The sequence below is a fragment of the Nocardia thraciensis genome (assembly GCF_054782435.1).
In genome coordinates, this window is record NZ_BAAGSM010000010.1 from 251,930 (window position 1) to 270,825 (window position 18,896).

Below are 18,896 nucleotides of genomic sequence, written 5' to 3' on the forward strand. Positions count from 1 at the left end.
ATCGCCAGCGCTGATACCGATCAATTTCCAGTTCACCGCACGCCAAGATCAAGGCACGGCTTCGGAAGATCCAAACCGACCGCAGTAGCGTCGAGGAACAGCTCTCAGCAACGACGGCAGAATGGCGGTCGGCGTCGAGGTGCTGAAGCAGGCGCTGGATCTGATCCCCAATCCTCGTCAGCTCTACGAAACAAGCGTCGACAGCGTCCGACGCCTCTTGAACCAAGCGTCTACGAGCGGATGTATCTGGACGCCGACGGCGTCCGGGCCGATGAACTTCAGCAGCCGTTTGCGGACATCCACGCGGTCGCCCAAGGGTGGGAGCTAGTGTCAGCCCAGCAGGGGTTCGATCAAGAATCAGGTGAGCAGGCCGGACAAACAAATACGGTCTTACTCTCCCCAGTTCCCTAAGGTCACTGGTTAGAGTAAGACCGCTCTTGTGGAGCTAAGGGGAATCGAACCCCTGACCTTCTCGATGCGAACGAGACGCGCTACCAACTGCGCCATAGCCCCGTGTGATCCGTTGCCGAACCACGCTGGAGAACTTTAGCAGGTGGGTGGCTGTGGTTCCGAATCGGCTGGTTGGGGGTGGTGCGGTGGGGTGGAAGGGGGTGGTTGAGGTGGGGTGGGTTCGATACGGTGGTGTATCGAGAAATCGGGAGTGTGCGGAGGTCTCGCATGGCCGGAGGGTGTCTCGTCAGCGGTTCGACCGCGCATGCCGTCGGTGGAGTTCGTGCACACGCTCGGCCAGTTCGTCGTCCGGCCCGTCCACGGGTAGGCCGGGTGCGATGTCGGTGATCGGTAGCGGGCGGACCGGGCCGGGAGGCAGGCCGAGGTCGGCGCGCCAGGCGGTCAGCTGGGCGGTCGAGCTGGCGTAGACGATGCGGCCGAGTCCCGCCCAGGCGTGCGCGGCCGAGCACATCGGGCAGTGCTCGCCGGAGGTGTAGACGGTCGCTGCGGCGCGTCGATCCCCGGGGAGGTTGGCGGCCGCCCATCGGGCCAGTTCGAATTCGGGGTGCCGAGTGTGGTCGCCGCCGCCGACCTGGTTGACCGCCTCGGCGACGACCGCGCCGTCGTCGACCAGAATCGAGCCGAACGGTTCGTTGCCGCGCCCGAGCGTCTGCTCCGCCAGTTCGACACAGCGTGCGAGGTAGGCGCGGTCGTCGGCGTCGATCATGAGCGCAATCCTACGAGCACTCGGTGCGCGGGCCCCTGCGAGCGGTCGCGGCCTGGTCGAGCGCCAGAGGTCCGCCCACTACCCGAAAAGACCGGCCTGCGGCGCGCCGATTGGGGCCAACGGCAGCGATGAGGTGTATCACTCCCGCCGCCGCCGAAATGTGCATAATGCACACTGCATGTAGTGTGCATAAAGCACACGAAGCGGCAATGAGGGAGAGACCGGCGTGCAGAAGACCGAAACCGAGCGCCCGGCCGGGATCCTGGCGGTGATGGCGTTCGCCGGGATCGTCGCGTCGTTGACGCAGACCCTGGTGGTGCCACTGCTCGGGCAGATGCCGCAGTTGCTGCACACCAGCGCGTCCAACGCCACCTGGGTGGTGACCGCGAGCCTGCTGGCGGGGGCCGTGACCACCCCGGTGGCGGGTCGGCTCGGCGATCTCCTTGGCAAGCGCAAGGTGCTGCTGGCTTCGATCGTGCCGCTGGTCGCCGGCTCGGTGATCTGCGCCGTGGCGACGTCGCTGTGGCCGATGGTGATCGGTCGCGTGCTGCAGGGCATGTGCGTGGGCCTGATTCCCGTCGGCATCGCGGCGCTGCGTGATCTGCTGCCGCCGGAGCGGCTCGGGTCGGGTATAGCGCTGATCAGCTCGTCGCTGGGCATCGGCGGCGCGCTCGGTCTGCCACTGGCCGCGGCGGTCATCGAGTACAGCAGCTGGCGGGCGCTGTTCTGGGGTGTCGCCGTACTCGCCGCGCTGGTGGGCCTGCTGATCTTCGCCGTCATCCCCGCGACCCCGCCCGGCGGCGCCGGGGGACGTTTCGACGTGCTCGGCGCGCTCGGTCTCGGCGCCGGACTGGTCTGTCTGCTGCTGGCGGTGTCCAAGGGCGCGACCTGGGGCTGGACCAGCGGCCTCACCATCGGCCTGTTCGTCGCCGCCGTTGTCGTGCTGCTGCTGTGGGGCTGGTGCGAGCTGCGGTTGCGCGATCCGCTGGTCGACCTGCGGGTGACGGCGCGGCCGCAGGTGCTGCTGACCAACGCCGCCTCGATCGTGGTCGGAATGGCCATGTACGCGCAGTCGCTGATCGTTCCGCAACTATTGCAGTTGCCGGAGTCCACCGGGTACGGCCTGGGCCAGTCGATGATGGCGATGGGGCTGTGGATGGCGCCCGCCGGCCTGATGATGATGGTGGTCTCCCCGGTCGGGGCGAAGCTGTCGGCGCTGAGCGGGCCCAAGGTCACCCTGATCGTCGGATGCGTCGTCATCGCCGCCGGTTACGGCTCGTCGATCGGGCTGATGGGCACCACCTGGGGACTGCTGGTGGTCACGCTCATCATCAACGTCGGTGTCGGATTCGCCTACGGCGCCATGCCCGCCCTGGTGATGGGGGCGGTGCCGCAGTCGGAGACGGCGGCGGCCAACAGCTTCAACACGCTGATGCGCTCGATCGGAACGTCGACGGCCGCGGCGGTGATCGGCGCGGTGCTGGCGCAGCTGAGCACGACGCTCGGCGGTCATTCCATCCCCACCGAGAACGGTTTCCGGGTCGGCCTGCTGATCGGCTGCGGCGTGGCCGCCCTCGGCGCGGTGGTCGCCATGTTCATTCCCGGACGGCGGGCCACCGCGCGCCACGCGGCGGCGAGCGTTCGCGAGGAATCGCAGCCGGCCGGCGACGGCCCTTGGCATTCGGCAGCAGATGCCACGATCGACCGCGCCGTGCTCGCGATGGAAACGTCGGCCGGGCACAGCGCCGTGGCGGCACATACCGCAGCGCGGGACGAGACCCCAATCCCTGTCTCGCGCAACGGCACGGCCGCGGGGCGAGCCGCATCGGAAGGCGCCGCGGTGCGCGACGACATGTCTGCGCTCGGCGGCGCGGGCGCGGCGGACGGCTCCGCGCCGCGCGACAGCAGGGCGGAACGGGACGGCGCGGGCGTAGACCAGGCAGCGGCGGGCGGATCCACAGCCGGACGCGGGCACACTGCGAGCGGTCCCGTGCTGTTCGGACGCGTGCACGACACGCGTGGTCTCGCGGTGACGGGCGCGACGCTGACCCTGATCTCACCCTCCGGGCAGCAGCTGGGCAGGGCGCTGTCCAGGTTCGACGGATACTACGAACTGGCCGTACCGGCACCCGGGTCCTATGTGCTCATCGCCTCGGCGGAGGGCCGCCGCCCCGACGCGTCGGCGGTGTCACTCGCGGACCGCCCCGTGTCCTGCGATGTCACCCTGTCCGCGATGGCCGGGCTGGCGGGCACGGTGACGCGGGCCGGTGACCGGACCCCCGTCCCGAATGCGCAGGTGTCGGTGCTCGATCTGCGCGGCGAGGTATTGGCTTGCGCGGCAACCGGTCTCGACGGCCGGTTCGGCGTCGATGAACTGCCCGAGGGCGAGTTCACGGTCGCGGTCAGCGCGCTCGGATTTCATCCCACGGCCGTTCCCGTGCGGGTCTCGGGAAGCGACACCACCAGGATCGAGGTGGCATTGCGGCCGGGTGTGCGGCTGCGCGGCGTGGTGCGGGTGGCCGACGGCAGCCCGGTGGTGAATGCCCATGTGACGCTGGCGGATTCGCTGGGCAACGTGGTCGACACCCTGACCACGGGAGCCGACGGCGCCTACAGCTTCGGCAACCTCGAGGAGGGCGACTACACGGTGGTCGCCAGCGGCTACGCGCCGGTGACCACGCGGGTGAGCGTCCGCGGCGGAGACGTCGGGTCCGTCGATATGGAGCTGAGCCACGCCGTGCCGTCGGTGAGTCTCGCGCCTCGGTCGTAGTGGATTCCGGCCAAAAGCGCGCCGGAATGACAGTGGCGCCGGCGTGGCGCTGCAGCTCGACGTTTGGTGGTGGATGCCGGTGTGGCGCTCCAGTTCGGCGTTGGTGGTGGGTGTCGGTGTGGCGCTGCAGTTCGGCGTTTGGTGGTGGGTGTCGGTGTGGCGCTGCAGCTTGGCGATTGATGGTGGATGCCGGTGTGGTGCTATGCCTGGGTGGCCGACTTCGCCTGGGACAGTACTGCTTCGAGCATGGCCGGGGTGAGTCGGCCGGTGAAGGTGTTCTGCTGGCTGGGGTGGTAGCAGCCGAACAGGTTCAGCGGGCCGCGGTCGGCCCGGGCCGGGGCGATCGGATACCGCACGCCGTGGCCGAATTTCGGGCGCGGGCGCGGCACCTCCCACCCCGCCTCGGTCAGCGCGGGCAGGAGCGCCTGCCAGCCCCACCCGCCGAGCGCCACGATCGAGCGCACGGTGGGCGCGAGCAATCCCAGCTCGGTGATCAGCCAGTGGCGGCACCGATCGCGCTCGTCCGGGGTGGGCTTGTTGTCCGGCGGCGCGCAGTGGACGGGGGCGGTGACCCGCGCCCCGAGCAGCTCGAATCCATCGCCGCGATGGGTGGCGGTGGGCTGGTTGGCCAGGCCGACCTCGTACATGGCGGCGTAGAGCACATCACCGCTGCGGTCCCCGGTGAACATCCGCCCGGTCCGGTTCCCGCCGTGCGCCGCGGGCGCCAGCCCGACGACCAGCAGCCGGGCGTCGGCCGGTCCGTACCCCGTCACGGGACGGCCCCAGTACTCCTCGTCGCGGTAGGACGCGCGTTTCTCGCGCGCCACCCGCTCGCGCCAGGCCACCAGGCGCGGGCAGGCGCGACAGTCGGCGAGCGCCGCATCCATCTCGGCCAGATTCCGGTACATCGTTCGCAGCCAATCACGTCCGCCCGCGCGCCCACCAGCCGGGCGAGCCGGAACCCCGGAAAGCCGAGTTCACGGAGGCCCAAGGCGCTCGCGACTCGCCCCGCTAACCCCGCCCGACCACGACCGGAGCGCCGCGACACGGTGCCGGGCCGGGGCCTGCCGGGCGGCCGAGTCGTGTCGCCGATCTCTCACGGGGCGGGTTGATAGCATGGCGTTCCTGGCCGGACGGCCCGCGCGGCACCCACCGCGTCGCGCGCAGCCCACGCGATCACCTCGAGAGAGTTTCTTCCATGCAGTTTGAGATCGTCGAGCGGGACGAGACGTGGGTCGCCGGGCTCCCGGTGCGGAGCCCCAAACGCCCGCTCGGAGAGCTGCGTGACCACGATCTGGAGGCGGCCTGGGCGACGGTCCTGCACCAGGACCTGGGCGGCCCGCTGGCATCGGCCTACACCGACTACTCGCCCGAGCTGAACACCTTCAACACCCAGATCGTCGGCTACGAGTGCAAGTCGTTCGACGAGGTCACCCGCGGTCACATCGTCGCGCGGCTACCGCGCGGTCCCTACGCGCGATTCTCCTCGGTCGGCAACTTCCCCCAGATCATGACCGATCTGTGGACCCAGATCGCCTACGCCGAGGAACACAAGCAGATCAAACGGACCTACACGGGGGATTTCGAGTGCTACCCGCACGCCTACAAGATCGACCTGTACCTGTCGGTCGAGGTGCAGGCATGAGTTATTCGATCGTCGTGCGTGAGGCGGGGGTCTACGGCGGCCTGGTGGTGCCGCGGGTGCGCCCGAGTTTCAAGGTGAGCAACAGCGAGCTGATCGAGTTCCTGCGCGATCGGCTGCGCGACCGCGACGGCGCCGACCACCCGCTGTACACGGTGTACGTGCCCGATCCGTCCGGCAACTACAACGTGCTGGTCAGCTACGACTATCCGGCCGTGGACGCGGTGCCGGTCGGCGATGTGCTGATCCGGGTTCCCAAGGGCGTGTATGCCCGCTTCGAGCCCAACGGCGACTACCACGACCCGGTGGAGGACGTCTGGGCGCAGGTCGACGACGCGACGGCCTCGGCCGAGATCACCCGGGCCTACCGCGAGGAGATCGAGATCTGGCGCGGATCCGCCGAGGTGGAACTGCTCATCTCCATCCTCGTTTAGGTAGCTATCCGATAGCTTCTCTGGTACCAACCGGTCTTTAGTTTCTACTCCGTTGGCAACCGCCTCCCTCTGACCTGGGCAGATTTCGAACCTTCCGCTCAGGTTTCGGAAGATTTGCCGGACGTCTGGTCAATTCTGGTCGGATGACGGATACTGCCTAGGCGGCCACACCCCGGGTACCGGACACGGTCCGTCCGGTGCGGGAGAGGGTCGGATGGTCGCGCGACACCGCGCAGCAAACGGAGTAGGAACTGTATGACTGTCCAAGCGAGCGCGGTCCGCCCGACGACAGCCGGGGATGCGAACGCGCGCGAGGGTCTTCGGCATTTGCCGATTCGGTGGGATACTCGGACCTACGAGGCAAATGCTGCGAAGTTGCGAGACCCACTGTTGCGTGCCGAGCCGAATGCGTCCGACGCGCGGAGAACGAGGACGCTGCGCCGGTATGGAAATTGAGATCGACTACTTGCGGCACCCCAGCGAACTCGCCGCGATTTCACCGGAATCCGGCTATACACTAGCGTCACTTCAGGGCGGATTCATCGACCTGCTGGGGGTGCCTGGACGTCGGAGTAAGGCGTCGGTACTTCGTCCGAGTCACGTGCCGGGTGCGACCGTCGGCGACGGATGGCTGCTGGCCCATGGTGCGGACGCCCGCGGATAGCACGATCGGAGACAAGGTGCCTCGGCGAACACTCGACTCACTGGTGACGCAGGTTGCCGCGGAGTTGATGGGTGTCGACGCCACGACGATGGTGGCGGCGACCGAACGCGTGCTGGCCAAGCTGGTCGAGTACTTCGACGTCGACTTCAGTTTCGTCCGCCATACCGATCGGGAGCGGCGCGCTACCGTGCTGGTGGCCGAATGGCCGCGGCGCCCGTCCATTCCCGATCCGGATCCGCTCGCGGTCGTCTACTTCGATCAGGCCGACTCCGTCTTCCGCGCGATGGAGTACGCGACCGAGCCGATGATCGTCCGCCCCACACCGGAATTCGCCGACTACCAGGAGACGATCCGGAAATCGTCGGGCATCTCGGGGGTCACCTCGGCGACCGTGCCGCTGATGTCTCGCGGCGAGCCGACCGGCCTGCTCGGCTTCATGAAGCTGAGCGACCGGGAGTGGAGCACCCGGGAGATCAACGTGCTCAAGGCGATCGCGGCGCTGCTGGGGCAATTGCAGGCCCGCGTGGTCGCCGAGGAACGCCTGCGCTACATCGCCCTGCACGACGATCTCACCGGACTGGCGAATCGGCGGGCGCTGCTCGAGCACATGGAGGAGCGGCTGCGTCCGGGGAGTCCCGGGCCGGTGGCCGCGTTCTTCCTCGATCTGGATCGTTTGAAGGCGCTCAACGATTTTCTCGGTCATACCGCGGGGGACAATTTCATTCGGACCCTTTCCATTCGGCTGCAGGAGCATCTCGACCCGAACGATATGATCGCCCGCCTCGGCGGTGACGAGTTCGTGATCGTGCCCGCCAAGCCGATGGATGCGGTGGCCGCGGAATTGGAAGCCACCCGGATTCATCAATTGATCATCAGGCGAGTGTCGGTCGGCGGGGAATCCGTCAGCCGCGGTGCGAGTGTCGGTGTGGCATTGGGGATTCCGGGTGAGACGACGGTCGCCGATGTGTTGCGGAGAGCCGATCACGCACTGTTGTCGGCGAAATCCGGCGGTGGTGACGGGGTTGCCGTCTTCACCGACGCCATGCGCGCGCAATTCGAATTGCAGGACGATGTCGAGCTGAACCTGCGCGGTGCGGTGTCCGACGGTTCGCTGCTGCTGCACTATCAGCCGGAGGTCGATCTGCGCACGGGCCGGATCGTCGCGCTGGAGGCGCTGGTGCGCTGGCAGCATCCGACGCGCGGGCTGCTGCCGCCCGGCGCGTTCGTCGGGGTGGCCGAGGCGACGAACCTGGCCGGTGAGCTGGGCCGCTGGGTGATCCGGTCGGCCTGCGCGCAGTTCGCCGAGTGGCGCCGGCGCGGGCTGGCCTCGAATGTGGTGATCCGGATCAACGTGTCGCCGGTGCAGCTGGTCAGCCTCGACTTCGTGGAGCGCGTGGAGGACGAGCTGCGTCGCTTCGGGATCGACGGCAGCTCGGTGTGCCTGGAGATCACCGAGCACGTCGTGGTGCAGGATCTCGCGCGGACCCAGGTCACGCTGCGCGGGCTCAAGCGGATGGGCGTGCAGATCGCCATCGACGATTTCGGGACGGGGTACAGCTCGCTGTCGCATCTGAAGGCGCTGCCGGTGGACGCGGTCAAGATCGATCGCGGGTTCGTGCAGCGGCTCGGGGTCAGCACCGACGACCTTGCCATCGTGAAATCCATTGTCGGCCTTGCTGGTTCGTTCGGGCTCGGGGTCGTCGGCGAGGGGGTGGAGACCGCCGTGGCGGCCCGCACGCTGGTCGGCCTGGGCTGCTACCGGGCGCAGGGCTTCCTGATCGCCCGGCCGATGCCGGGCGAGGAGGTCGAGACCCATCTGGCGCTGGGCCGAATTCCGCTCGACCTCGAGCTGCCCAGGGTCTCGCGGGGCGCCAACCGGGCCTGAGTTCGTCCCCGCCGGGGCTGTGCACCAGGCCCGCGGACGCTCTGCGATGCTTTCCGCCATGACCGGCAACGACTGGCTCCTGGTGGAGACGCTGGCCTCGGAGCCTTCCGCGCCGACGGTCGTCGCCGACGGCGGCCGGGCCCGGGAGTGGACGAGCGTGGCCCGGGCGCGGCGGGAGTTCGGTCCGAGGGCGGCCGAACTGGTGACCGCGCTGGTCGACCGCGTCCGCGAGGGTTCGGATCGGGAGGTCCGGATCGCCACCGCCGGGCTGTGCGGCATCGCCGTCGCGGTGCGGTGCGCGTTCGGTTCCGTGCACGGCGCGCAGGTGTGGGTCGGGGCGTCGGGTGACCGGCCACCGCCGCGACCGGCCGTGGCCGCCTGGGACTGGATGTCGGAAACCGAACTGGCGCACCACGGTCCGGGGTTGGAGGAGCTGGTCTTCGGCAGGGCGCCGCAGGACGTGCGAGCGGTGCGGACGCCGCCGGAGGTGTTCGGCGCGATGGTGCGCTTCGACGGTCGGATGGAGTACATGGCGATCGTCGCGGGGACCGATCCCACGGGTTACTGGCAGGGGGAGGCGGACTTTCGCGGCGACGACGGGCGGGTGCGGGTCATTCGCATGGTGGTGCGCGTGCACCGCGGCGACAAGCATGTGACGCGGGCCATGGTCTACGAGGTCGCCGAGGCCAGTTCGCAACCCTTCGCGGATCTGGCGATGACCCGCGCGGTCGCGCGAGTGGCGGATGTGGGCGTCGGGTTCGTGGAGCTCGTGATGGGGCTCGTCTACGAATGGACCAACGAGCCGCCGCCCCCGCTGCGGCGCTGGCTGACCGAGCGGCCGGAGCTGCATCCCGACGACGTGGCGGGCTACCGGGCGGCGTGCCGGGAGGTGCTGTCGGGGGAGCGGCTGCGCGAACTGGTCTACCGGGTGCGGTTCCCCGGCGCCGACTGGATCGCGGTGCGGGCGGAGCTGTCGCGACTGGACGACAGGACCTCGCACGGCCTGATTCGCGTCGCTCCCGCGTCGGCCGATTAGCCGACCCTTCGACCACCGTTCACGCCCCGTTGGCCGTCCGGGCGCGGTGTCTGGGGAATATCGGCGATGTGCGCATCGTCCAGCTGGCGAACTTCTACGGCCCGCGCTCCGGCGGGCTGCGCACCGCCCTGCATCACCTCGGCGCGGGGTATGCGGCGGCCGGGCACGAGGTGGTGCTCGTCGTGCCGGGATCGCATTGGGCCGAGGACACCCTGGATTCGGGCGTGCAGCGAATCGCCGTGCCCGCCTTGGCGATTCCGTGGACCGGCGGATACCGTGCCGCCGACCCCCGGCGGGTGGCCGACGTGCTGGTCGCGCTGCGGCCGGATGTGCTCGAGGTGTCGGATCGGTTGACGCTGAGAGGATTCGGGCGCTGGGCCCGCCGCCGCGACATCGCCGGGGTGATGATCTCGCACGAGCGGCTGGACCGGCTGATCGGGCAGGTGCTGCCCGGCCCGCTGGCGCGGCGGGCGGCCGACGCGGCCAACCGGCGCACCGCCGCCGACTACGACATCGTGGTCTGCACAACGGAATTCGCGCGGGCGGAGTTCGCGCGGATCGCCGCGCCGAATGTGGCGCTGGTGCCGCTGGGCGTGGACCTGGAGACATTCACCCCCCGCCGCCGCGATCGCGCGCTGCGGCAGCGGTTCGGCGCGCGACACCTGTTGGTGCACTGCGGGCGGCTGTCGGTGGAGAAGCGGGTCGACCGCAGCATCGAGGCCGTCGACGCCCTGCGCCGCGACGGTGTCGACGCACGGCTGGTGGTGGCCGGTGACGGACCGCGCCGCGACTCGCTGCGGCGCCGGGCGCGAAGCCTGGCGCCGCTGCCCGACGGCCGCCCGGCCGTGCACTTCACCGGATTCATCGACGACCGCGACCGGCTGGCGACGCTGCTGGCCAGCGCCGACGTCTCCCTGGCCCCCGGCCCGCACGAGACCTTCGGCCTGGCGGCGCTCGAGGCGCTGGCCGCGGGCACACCCGTGGTGGCCAGCCGCTCCTCGGCCCTTGCCGACATCGTCACCGCCGAATGCGGCGCCGTCGCCGCCGACCACCCCTCCGCCTTCGCCCACGCCGTCACCGACGTCCTCGCCCTCCCCCCGACCCACCGCCGCCGCGCCGCCCGCACCCGAGCGGAGCAGTTCACCTGGCCCGCCGCGGTAGCGGGGATGCTCGAGGTACTCGGGGGGTCGTGAGCGCTAACCGACCCCCGACCCGCCCCAGCCCGTATGCTCTCGGCAGCACTGAAAACATCAGGCGCCGGGTCCAGGGGAACAGAGGTCGGCACGGCGCCGCCCCCAGAGCATTCGAGGAACGGCGTGCGCGATCGCTTGAAGTCCGTGAGCGGCAAGAAGACCCTCGTCACCGGCGCGGCCAGTGGCATCGGGCGGGCGACCGCGCTGGCCGCCGCCCGGTCCGGCGCCGAACTGGTGCTGACCGATCTCGACGCCGACGGGCTGGCCGAGACCGTGGAACTCATCGGCGGCGAGGGCGGGAAGGTGCTGATGTCGCGGGCCCTCGACATCAGCGATTACGACGCGGTCACCGCGTTCGCCGAGGAGGTGCACGCGGCACACGGCAGCCTCGACGTGGTGATGAACGTCGCCGGGGTGTCGGCCTGGGGCACGGTGGAGAACCTCGAGCACCGGCACTGGCGGTCCATGGTGGACGTCAATCTCATGGGCCCGATCCACGTGATCGAGAGCTTCCTGCCGCCGATGGTGCGGTCCGGACGCGGCGGCGCCCTGGTGAACGTGTCCTCGGCCGCCGGGCTACTGGCGTTCCCGTGGCACGCGGCCTACAGCGCCAGCAAGTTCGGGCTGCGGGGCCTGTCGGAGGTGCTGCGGTTCGACCTGGCGCGGCACGGGATCACCGTGCACCTGGTGGTCCCCGGCGCGGTCGACACCCACCTGGTGCAGACCGTCGAGATCGCCGGGGTGGACCGGGAGGATCCGCGAGTCCAGCGCTACGTCAAGCGATTCCAGCGGCACGCCGCCCCGCCCGAGCAGGTGGCGGGTCAGATCCTGCGCGGTATCGAGAAGGGGCGCTTCATGGTCTATACCTCCTTCGACGTCCGCTTCGGGTACTGGTGGGCGCGCAAGTTCGCACTGCCCTACGAGATCGTGATGCGGCGGGCCAATGACCTGTTCGACAGTTTTCTGCGGAACTGAGGGCGCTCAGCATTCCGCCGCGCCGACTTCCGCTGGCTCCGTGGGTTTTTCGCAGCCCGGGGCGTCCGGACTCGCCTCGCAGTTGAGGTTGACGTCCAAGACGCGGGCGCCGGGGCCCTCGTCGCCGAGTTTGTCGTGGAAGTTGACGATGCGGCAGCTCGCCAGGGATAGGCAGCCGCAGCCGATGCAGCCGGTGAGACTGTCGCGCAGGCGGGTCAGCTGTTCGATGCGCTGATCGAGATCCACCTGCCAGATGGTGGACAGACGCTCCCAGTCCTTGCGGTTGGGGGTGCGGCCCTCGGGGAGGGTGCCCAGGGCCTTGCGGATCTCGCTGAGCGGTATGCCGACGCGCTGCGAGATCCGGATGAACGCCACCCGTCGTAGCGTCTCCCGCGAATATCGGCGCTGGTTGCCGCTGGTGCGACGACTGCTGATCAGACCCTCGCGCTCGTAGAAGTGCAGCGCCGACACGGCGACCCCGCTGCGCTCGGACAGTTGTCCCGGGGTGAGTTCCTTCGTGTTCCAGGTCGTGTGCTGCATACCTAAACAATACTTTAGGTAAGTCGATGGTCGGGGACTTTCCGAGACAACGCGTGCCCGCGCTCCATCATTCCCCCGCCCTCCCAGGCACGGCCAGCGAATTCCGTGCCAATGCGGCGGCGGATGACTACGGTCGGGTTATGGAAACAGAGGCTGTGCCGACGGCGCGACCGTTTTCCGTGACAAGTGAGGTCGGCACGCTACGCACGGTGCTACTGCACCGGCCCGGCGACGAGTTGCGCCGCCTCACCCCGCGCAACAACGATCAGCTGCTGTTCGACGCCATCCCCTGGGTGGAGCGGGCGCAGCAGGAGCACGACACCTTCGCCGAGGTGTTGACCCGCCGCGGCGTCGAGGTGCTGCTGCTGCGAGATCTCCTGACCGAGACGCTGGTCCGGAGCGGTCCGGGTCGCAGCATGGGCATCACCGCTGCGGTGGACGCGCGCCGCATCGGCTACGCGCTCGCCGAGGAGCTGAAGTCCTATCTGTTCGGCATCTCCCGCGCCGAGGAACTCGCCGCGATCCTGATGGCGGGCATGACCTTCGACGAGCTGCCGTTCGATCCCGGCACCTCGCTGGTGCGGCGCATGCACCACGGCACCGATTTCGTCATCGACCCGCTGCCGAACCTGCTGTTCACCCGCGACTCCTCGTTCTGGGTGGGGCCCAAGGTGGCGATCACCTCGCTGGCACTGCCCGCGCGGGCGCGCGAAACCTCGCTCACCGACCTCATCTACGCCTTCCACCCGCGGTTTCTCGGGGTGCGGCGGGCCTACGAATCGCATACCGCGCCGATGGAGGGCGGCGATGTGCTGCTGCTGGCGCCCGGCGTGGCGGCGATCGGGGTCGGCGAGCGCACCACACCCGCCGGTGCGGAAGCGTTGGCGCGCAGCCTGTTCGAGGACAATCTCGCGCACACCGTGCTGGTGGTGCCGATAGCGCAGAACCGCGCGACCATGCACCTGGACACCGTGTGCACGATGGTCGACACGGACGCGGTCGTGATGTACCCGGCGGTGCAGGATTCGCTGTGCGCCTTCACCATCGGCAAGCGCGACGACGGCACGGTGCACATGCGCGGGCCGGAGCCGTTCCTCCCGGCGGCGGCCGACGCGATGGGCATCGACAAGCTGCGCGTCATCGATACCGGCCTGGACGGCGTCACCGCCGAACGGGAGCAGTGGGACGACGGGAACAACACCCTGGCGCTGGCCCCGGGGGTGGTCGTCGCCTACGAGCGCAACGAGAACACCAACGCGCGGCTGGCGGACGCGGGTATCGAGGTGCTGACCATCCCCGGATCGGAACTCGGGTCCGGCCGGGGCGGTCCGCGCTGCCTGTCCTGCCCGCTGTCGCGGGACGAAGTGTGAGGCCCGATGCTGGATATCCCGGTCGACCACCATTCCACGGTCCCCCCGTACGAGCAGCTGCGGCAGGGCATCATCGCTCGCGTGCGTTCCGGTGAGCTGACGGCCGGGACCAAGATCCCCACCGTGCGGGCGCTCGCGGCGCACCTAGGGCTGGCGCCCAATACCGTCGCGCGCGCCTACCGCGAACTGGAACAGGACGGCGTGCTCGAAACCCGCGGGCGGCTCGGCTCGTTCATCGCCTCCTCCGGCGATCCGACGCGGGACCTGGCCGGGCGGGCGGCCACCGAATACGTCGCGGTCATCCGTCGACTGGGACTCGACGACGAATCGGCGATCCACTACGTCCGCGCCGCGCTGAGCGAATAATCGAGAGGCGTACTACTTCCAGCTGGGGAGCCAGAGGTGGTTGTGCCAGTTGCCGACGGTGATCGGCAGCGCGGTCATGATCGGCCACAGCCAGATGAAATTGGCGACCACCAGGCCGACGTACAGGCACACCAGCAGCAGGTTCAGCCGTTGCCGCTCGCTCCACAGCAGAAACCGCTGACCGGTGCCGCGGGTGAACGGCGCGGGGCCGAGGATATCGCCCAGCACCAGCGCCACGGCCATGACCAGGAACGGCGCCATCGGCACCGCGTAGAAGAAATACATCTGCCGGTCCAGGGTCACGAACCACGGCAGCAGGGCGGCGCCGTAGCCGACCAGGACGGCGGCGTAGCGCCAGTCGCGGCGGGTCGCGGTGCGCCAGATCCCCCAGCCCAGCACCGGCAGCGACACCCACCACAGCGCGGGCGTGCCGATCAGCATGACCGCCTTCACGCACACCGACTGGCCGCAGCCGGTGACGCCGCTGTCGGCGTAGTAGTACAGCATCGGCCGCAGGCCCATCGGCCACGACCACGGCTTGGATTCCCACGGGTGGTGGTTGCCTGCCGAATTGGTCAGGCTCGCATGGAATTTCAGCGACTCGCCCTGGTAGTGCCAGAGCGAACGCAGCGCGTCGGGCAGCCAGGACCAGGTGCCGCCCGCGCCGATCGCATTGCCGACCGAGTAGCGGTCGTAGCCGTCCTCGCTGGCGAACCAGCCCCAGTAGGTGGCCAGGTAGACCAGCAGGGGGAGGGCGAGGAGGGCGTAGAGCGCGGGGCCGATATCGCGCACCGCGGTGCCCACCCAGGGGCGCGGCACACCGTAGGCGCGGCGCGCGGCGACGTCGAAACAGACCGACATCAGCCCGAATGCGGCGATGAAATACAGCCCGGACCACTTGGTTCCGCAGGACAGGCCGAGCAGCAGTCCCGCGCCGAAGCGCCACCAGCGCACGCCTGGTCGCGGACCGTAGCGGCTCAGCGCGATGCGGCCCGCGGCGTCGGCGCGGGCGAGCCGCTCCCGTACCACGTCCCGGTCGACGATCAGGCAGCCGAAAGCGGCGGTCACGAACAGCGCCTGGAAGATGTCGAGCATGCCGATGCGCGAGGACACGAAGGTCACCCCGTCGGCGATCAGCAGGATTCCGGCCAGGGCGCCGAGCATGGTGGAGCGGGTCAGCCGACGGGTGATCCGGATGACCAGCAGGATCAACAGGGAGCCGAACAGCGCCGCCGTGAACCGCCAGCCCCAGCTGGTGTAGCCGAACAGCAGCTCACCCAGCGCGATCATCTGCTTGCCGACCGGCGGGTGCACGACCAGCCCGTAGGCCGGATTGTCCTCGACTCCGCCGCCGGTGACCATCTGCCAGGCCTGGGGCGCGTAGTGCTTCTCGTCGAAGACCGGGGTTCCGGCGTCGGTCGGATAATTCAGGTTCAGGAACCGGGTGATCGCGCCGATCGCGGTGAGAACCAGTGTGACCAGCCATCCCCGTGCCCAGTCGGTGGGGCCGAAGTCGGGGGTGGGGCGCAGCGGCGCCGGACTCGACAAGGCCGGGCCCGCGCCGATCGCCGGTCGTACGTCGGTCAGCTGGGTCACGCGGTCGATCGTATGTGGTGGGCCCTTCGGTGCCACGCGGCGGTGAGGCCGCGGACCCGATCCCCACGTCACGGTCGATGCTGCAGCCGCTTTCCTATGATCAGGCACCGCGAGGACCGAGCTCGCGGCGGTCTGGCGCAGCACCCGCTCGACCCCGGTGAACGCCGGTCGTGTTGTGTGGTGGCAGCGGTCACGGACGGTGGACAGGAGTGTGATGGGCGAGCAAGCTGTGGTCGTGGGTGAGCGGGCCGGGCGCTTGGTGCTGGCGGCGACTCCCCTGGGGGACGTCGGGGACGCCTCGCGGCGGTTGCGGGAGATGCTGGGGACGGCGGATGTGGTTGCGGCCGAGGACACTCGGCGCACGCGCGCGCTGGCGAAGGCGCTCGAGGTGGAGATCTCGGGGCGGGTCGTGAGCTTCTACGACCACGTCGAAACGGCGCGGATTCCGCAGCTGCTGGAGGAGATCGAGGCCGGGCGGGTGGTGCTGCTGGTGACCGATGCCGGGATGCCGTCGGTGAGCGATCCCGGCTATCGCATGGTGGCCGCGTGCGTGGAGCGGGGCCTGCCGGTGACCTGCCTGCCGGGGCCGTCGGCTGTGACGACCGCGCTGGCGCTGTCCGGGCTGCCGATGGAGCGGTTCTGCTTCGACGGGTTCGCGCCCCGCAAGTCGGGTCAGCGCAAGCAATGGCTGCGAAGCCTGCGCACCGAACCGCGCGCCGTCGTCTTCTTCGAGGCTCCGCACCGCTTGGCCGACTGCCTCTCCGACGCTGTCGAGGTGCTGGGTCCCTCCCGCCGCGCGGCCGTATGCCGCGAACTGACCAAGACCTACGAGGAGGTCGTGCGCGGGCCCCTCGCCGACCTGGCCGCCTGGGCCGTCGACGGCGCCCGCGGCGAGGTCACCGTCGTTCTCGAAGGCGCCCAACCGGTTTCGGCCGACCCCGCTGATCTCGTCGACGAGGTGGAGGCCCTGGTCGCCGACGGCGTCCGCCTCAAGGACGCCTGCGCCCAGGTGGCCTCGGCCGTGGGCGCCTCCCGCCGCGAACTCTACGACGCCGTCCTCATCGCCCGCACCAACTCCTGACCCCGAAATCCCCTGCAGCGCAAGGGCAGCAATCCTTCGAACGATTCGGCCGGTACCGGTGGGTGATCGCGGCCTGAGCGACGGTTCAGGTCTCGACCGGGGGCGGATCGAGGGAGATCTCCAGCCCTACCGCACGGCCGCCGTGCTTGCGGGGACTGCCGAGCAGGGTGGTGATCACGAAGACGCGGAACTTGTTTCCGTACTTCGCGGTGAGGGCCCGTTTCGCGACACGAAGTTCGGAATCCGGCAGCACGCGTCCCGTGCCGGACCGCCAGTGACCATGAGGTACGCCGTCGAAGGTGGCAGGAGCGATCTCGACGCGAGGGTTGCGCTGGATACGGCGGACCTTCCACGAACGCCGGGGCGTGTAGCCGTACCACCGCCCGTCCGATTCGGCGAGCCAGACCGGCGTCGACACCGCCGAACCATCCGCGCGGAAGGTACGCAGCGCGAAGAATTGATCCCGTCGCGGATCCTTTCTGAAAGCCATGGGTCCGTCAGGCCTTGGGTTCCACGTACTTCGGGAAGACCGGTTCGGGGGCGGGGAGGGGGAGGCCCGCCTCGATCGGGGTGGGAATGTCGGCGAAGGTGCGGCCGGTTTGAGCGAGCTGGTCGAGGATGCGGCCCGCGGAGCCGGGGATCACCGGCTGCACCAGGATCGAGACGATGCGCAGCACCTCCAGCGTCACATACAGCACCGTGCCCTCGCGGGCGGCGTCACCGGCTTTGGCCAGTGCCCAGGGCTGCTGCGCGGAGAAGTACTTGTTCGTATCGCCCAGGGTCAGCCAGATCGCCTCCAGCGCCACATGCATCTGCTGCTGGTCGAATTCGGCGCGGCACCGCTCCAGCAGCCCGTTCGCGCGGTCGAGCAGCGCACGGTCCTCGGCGGTGAACTCGCCGGGAGTCGGTACGGCGGAACCGAAGTCGCGGGCAACCATCTTCAGGCTGCGCTGCACCAGGTTGCCGTACTCGTTGGCGAGGTCGGTGTTGATCCGGCCCACGATCGCCTCGTGGCTGTAGGAACCGTCCTGCCCGTAGGAGATCTCGCGCAGCAGGAAGAACCGCACCGCGTCCAGGCCGTAGGTCTCCACCAGCGCCATCGGGTCGACCACATTGCCGACCGACTTCGACATCTTCTCGCCCTTGTTGTACAGAAACCCGTGCACGAACACGCGTTTCGGCAATTCGATCCCGGCCGACAGCAGGAACGCGGGCCAGTACACGGTGTGGAAGCGGGTGATGTCCTTGCCGATGATGTGCACGTCGGCGGGCCAGAACTGCTGGAACGCGGCCGATTCCGTATTCGGGAAGCCGACGCCGGTGATGTAGTTGGTGAGGGCGTCCACCCACACGTACATCACATGGTCGGGGTGGCCGGGCACGGGCACGCCCCAGTCGAAGGTGGTGCGCGAGATGGACAGGTCCCGCAGCCCGGCTTTCACGTAGCTCACGATCTCGTTGCGGCGCGTAGCGGGCAGGATGAACTCGGGATGCTGCTCGTACCACTGCAGCAACCGATCCTGGTACTTCGACAGCCGGAAGAAGTAGTTCGACTCCTCGGTCCACTCGACCGGCGTGTTCGTCTCGGTGGCGACCCGGACGCCGTCGGCGCCGACGGTGGTCTCCTCCTCGGTATAGAACGCCTCGTCGCGCACCGAGTACCACCCCGAGTACGTGTCGAGGTAGATATCGCCGTTGGCCCGCATCCGCTCCCAGATCGCGATGCTGGAGGCGACGTGGTCCTCGTCGGTGGTCCGGATGAACCGGTCGTAGGAGATGTCGAGGGCCTTGTCGAGCTGCTCGAACACGTCGGAGTTGCGCGACGCGTACTCCTCTACGGGGATGCCCTCGGCGCGCGCGGCCTGCTGCACCTTCTGCCCGTGCTCGTCGGTGCCGGTCATGAAGAACACGTCGTAACCGTCGAGGCGCTTGAAGCGCGCGAGGGAGTCGGTCGAGATGTACTCGTAGGCATGGCCGATGTGCGGCGCGCCGTTCGGGTAGGCGATGGCCGTGGTGATGTAGAAGGCGGGGCGTCCCTGTTCGCTCATGGTGTGTCTACTGTAATCGGCGTGCCTATAACCGCTCGCTCTGTATCAACCGTCGGCACGAGCTCTGGGCTCTGCGTGGTTACGCGCCGCCGGGCCCTGGCCGCTCATACCGAAATCCC

At 69.2% G+C, this 18,896-nt stretch carries 15 protein-coding genes, 1 tRNA gene and 2 pseudogenes; 11 read left to right on the forward strand and 7 right to left on the reverse strand.

What is annotated here, in order from left to right; genetic code table 11:
• Nucleotides 1–440 precede the first annotated feature (440 nt).
• Together ACYVLQ_RS04290 and ACYVLQ_RS04295 are read right to left on the reverse strand one after the other, a co-directional pair.
• Nucleotides 441–513: transfer RNA gene (locus tag ACYVLQ_RS04290), tRNA-Ala, on the reverse strand.
• Nucleotides 514–697: 184 nt separating this feature from the next.
• A complete protein-coding gene (locus tag ACYVLQ_RS04295) occupies nt 698–1,177 on the reverse strand; it encodes a nucleoside deaminase (protein WP_460696042.1) in 480 nt (159 codons plus the stop codon).
• A 271-nt stretch (nt 1,178–1,448) separates the two neighbouring features.
• Here ACYVLQ_RS04295 and ACYVLQ_RS04300 point away from each other — a divergent pair.
• Both ACYVLQ_RS04300 and ACYVLQ_RS04305 read left to right on the forward strand, forming a co-directional pair.
• A pseudogene (locus ACYVLQ_RS04300) lies at nt 1,449–2,840 on the forward strand (MFS transporter); the annotation flags it as partial.
• A 189-nt stretch (nt 2,841–3,029) separates the two neighbouring features.
• A complete protein-coding gene (locus ACYVLQ_RS04305; protein WP_460696185.1) occupies nt 3,030–3,947 on the forward strand; it encodes an MSCRAMM family protein in 918 nt (305 codons plus the stop codon).
• A gap of 200 nt (nt 3,948–4,147) precedes the next feature.
• Here the strand turns inward: ACYVLQ_RS04305 and ACYVLQ_RS04310 are convergent, their stop codons facing one another.
• Entirely contained in the window at nt 4,148–4,855 is a 708-nt protein-coding gene (locus ACYVLQ_RS04310) for a uracil-DNA glycosylase (RefSeq protein ID WP_460696043.1), read from the reverse strand.
• Between the two features lie 290 nt (nt 4,856–5,145).
• Here ACYVLQ_RS04310 and ACYVLQ_RS04315 point away from each other — a divergent pair, with 290 nt between their 5' ends.
• The 6 genes from ACYVLQ_RS04315 to ACYVLQ_RS04340 all read left to right on the forward strand — a co-directional run bounded on the left by ACYVLQ_RS04315 (nt 5,146) and on the right by ACYVLQ_RS04340 (nt 11,776).
• Nucleotides 5,146–5,592 carry a GyrI-like domain-containing protein gene (locus ACYVLQ_RS04315; RefSeq protein ID WP_460696044.1) on the forward strand — a complete coding sequence of 149 codons (447 nt, stop codon included), beginning with the start codon at nt 5,146–5,148 and terminating at the stop codon, nt 5,590–5,592.
• On the forward strand, nt 5,589–6,023 hold the full coding sequence (locus ACYVLQ_RS04320; protein ID WP_460696045.1) for an effector binding domain-containing protein: 435 nt from the start codon (nt 5,589–5,591) through the stop codon (nt 6,021–6,023). The genes ACYVLQ_RS04315 and ACYVLQ_RS04320 overlap by 4 nt, the downstream gene beginning before the upstream one ends.
• A 707-nt stretch (nt 6,024–6,730) precedes the next feature.
• Nucleotides 6,731–8,572: a putative bifunctional diguanylate cyclase/phosphodiesterase gene (locus ACYVLQ_RS04325; protein ID WP_460696046.1), complete on the forward strand. Its 1,842-nt coding sequence runs from the start codon at nt 6,731–6,733 to the stop codon at nt 8,570–8,572.
• A gap of 58 nt (nt 8,573–8,630) precedes the next feature.
• Nucleotides 8,631–9,608: a GAF domain-containing protein gene (locus tag ACYVLQ_RS04330; RefSeq protein WP_460696047.1), complete on the forward strand. Its 978-nt coding sequence runs from the start codon at nt 8,631–8,633 to the stop codon at nt 9,606–9,608.
• A 68-nt stretch (nt 9,609–9,676) separates the two neighbouring features.
• Complete coding sequence (locus ACYVLQ_RS04335) at nt 9,677–10,801, forward strand: glycosyltransferase (protein ID WP_460696048.1); 1,125 nt, start codon at nt 9,677–9,679, stop codon at nt 10,799–10,801.
• A 123-nt stretch (nt 10,802–10,924) separates the two neighbouring features.
• Nucleotides 10,925–11,776: an SDR family oxidoreductase gene (locus ACYVLQ_RS04340; RefSeq protein ID WP_460696049.1), complete on the forward strand. Its 852-nt coding sequence runs from the start codon at nt 10,925–10,927 to the stop codon at nt 11,774–11,776.
• 6 nt (nt 11,777–11,782) lie between these two features.
• On the opposite strand, the gene soxR is transcribed toward ACYVLQ_RS04340, so the two are convergent.
• Complete coding sequence (gene soxR / locus ACYVLQ_RS04345) at nt 11,783–12,316, reverse strand: redox-sensitive transcriptional activator SoxR (RefSeq protein WP_460696050.1); 534 nt, start codon at nt 12,314–12,316, stop codon at nt 11,783–11,785.
• Between the two features lie 140 nt (nt 12,317–12,456).
• Between soxR and ACYVLQ_RS04350 the strand changes: the two genes are divergently transcribed.
• Together ACYVLQ_RS04350 and ACYVLQ_RS04355 are read left to right on the forward strand one after the other, a co-directional pair.
• Nucleotides 12,457–13,686: an arginine deiminase gene (locus tag ACYVLQ_RS04350; protein ID WP_460696051.1), complete on the forward strand. Its 1,230-nt coding sequence runs from the start codon at nt 12,457–12,459 to the stop codon at nt 13,684–13,686.
• Between the two features lie 6 nt (nt 13,687–13,692).
• Nucleotides 13,693–14,052 carry a GntR family transcriptional regulator gene (locus ACYVLQ_RS04355; protein WP_280266529.1) on the forward strand — a complete coding sequence of 120 codons (360 nt, stop codon included), beginning with the start codon at nt 13,693–13,695 and terminating at the stop codon, nt 14,050–14,052.
• Between the two features lie 12 nt (nt 14,053–14,064).
• On the opposite strand, the gene ACYVLQ_RS04360 is transcribed toward ACYVLQ_RS04355, so the two are convergent.
• Complete coding sequence (locus ACYVLQ_RS04360; protein ID WP_460696052.1) at nt 14,065–15,648, reverse strand: dolichyl-phosphate-mannose--protein mannosyltransferase; 1,584 nt, start codon at nt 15,646–15,648, stop codon at nt 14,065–14,067.
• A gap of 214 nt (nt 15,649–15,862) precedes the next feature.
• Here ACYVLQ_RS04360 and rsmI point away from each other — a divergent pair, with 214 nt between their 5' ends.
• Nucleotides 15,863–16,729 (forward strand): 16S rRNA (cytidine(1402)-2'-O)-methyltransferase, encoded by an 867-nt coding sequence (gene rsmI / locus ACYVLQ_RS04365; RefSeq protein ID WP_460696053.1) that lies wholly within the window; start codon nt 15,863–15,865, stop codon nt 16,727–16,729.
• An 85-nt stretch (nt 16,730–16,814) separates the two neighbouring features.
• Here the strand turns inward: rsmI and ACYVLQ_RS04370 are convergent, their stop codons facing one another.
• Entirely contained in the window at nt 16,815–17,219 is a 405-nt protein-coding gene (locus ACYVLQ_RS04370) for a PPOX class F420-dependent oxidoreductase (protein WP_460696054.1), read from the reverse strand.
• Between the two features lie 7 nt (nt 17,220–17,226).
• Nucleotides 17,227–18,795, reverse strand: a pseudogene (gene metG / locus ACYVLQ_RS04375) (methionine--tRNA ligase); the annotation flags it as partial.
• Nucleotides 18,796–18,896 lie beyond the last annotated feature (101 nt).

Excerpts from the sequence above, each read along its gene's own strand:
- ACYVLQ_RS04295 (WP_460696042.1), bottom strand. The coding sequence starts at position 1,177 with ATGATCGACGCCGACGACCGCGCCTACCTCGCACGCTGTGTCGAACTG.
- ACYVLQ_RS04305 (WP_460696185.1), top strand. The coding sequence starts at position 3,030 with ATGTCTGCGCTCGGCGGCGCGGGCGCGGCGGACGGCTCCGCGCCGCGC.
- ACYVLQ_RS04310 (WP_460696043.1), bottom strand. The coding sequence starts at position 4,855 with ATGTACCGGAATCTGGCCGAGATGGATGCGGCGCTCGCCGACTGTCGC.
- ACYVLQ_RS04315 (WP_460696044.1), top strand. The coding sequence starts at position 5,146 with ATGCAGTTTGAGATCGTCGAGCGGGACGAGACGTGGGTCGCCGGGCTC.
- ACYVLQ_RS04320 (WP_460696045.1), top strand. The coding sequence starts at position 5,589 with ATGAGTTATTCGATCGTCGTGCGTGAGGCGGGGGTCTACGGCGGCCTG.
- ACYVLQ_RS04330 (WP_460696047.1), top strand. The coding sequence starts at position 8,631 with ATGACCGGCAACGACTGGCTCCTGGTGGAGACGCTGGCCTCGGAGCCT.
- soxR (WP_460696050.1), bottom strand. The coding sequence starts at position 12,316 with ATGCAGCACACGACCTGGAACACGAAGGAACTCACCCCGGGACAACTG.
- ACYVLQ_RS04350 (WP_460696051.1), top strand. The coding sequence starts at position 12,457 with ATGGAAACAGAGGCTGTGCCGACGGCGCGACCGTTTTCCGTGACAAGT.
- ACYVLQ_RS04355 (WP_280266529.1), top strand. The coding sequence starts at position 13,693 with ATGCTGGATATCCCGGTCGACCACCATTCCACGGTCCCCCCGTACGAG.
- rsmI (WP_460696053.1), top strand. The coding sequence starts at position 15,863 with ATGGGCGAGCAAGCTGTGGTCGTGGGTGAGCGGGCCGGGCGCTTGGTG.
- ACYVLQ_RS04370 (WP_460696054.1), bottom strand. The coding sequence starts at position 17,219 with ATGGCTTTCAGAAAGGATCCGCGACGGGATCAATTCTTCGCGCTGCGT.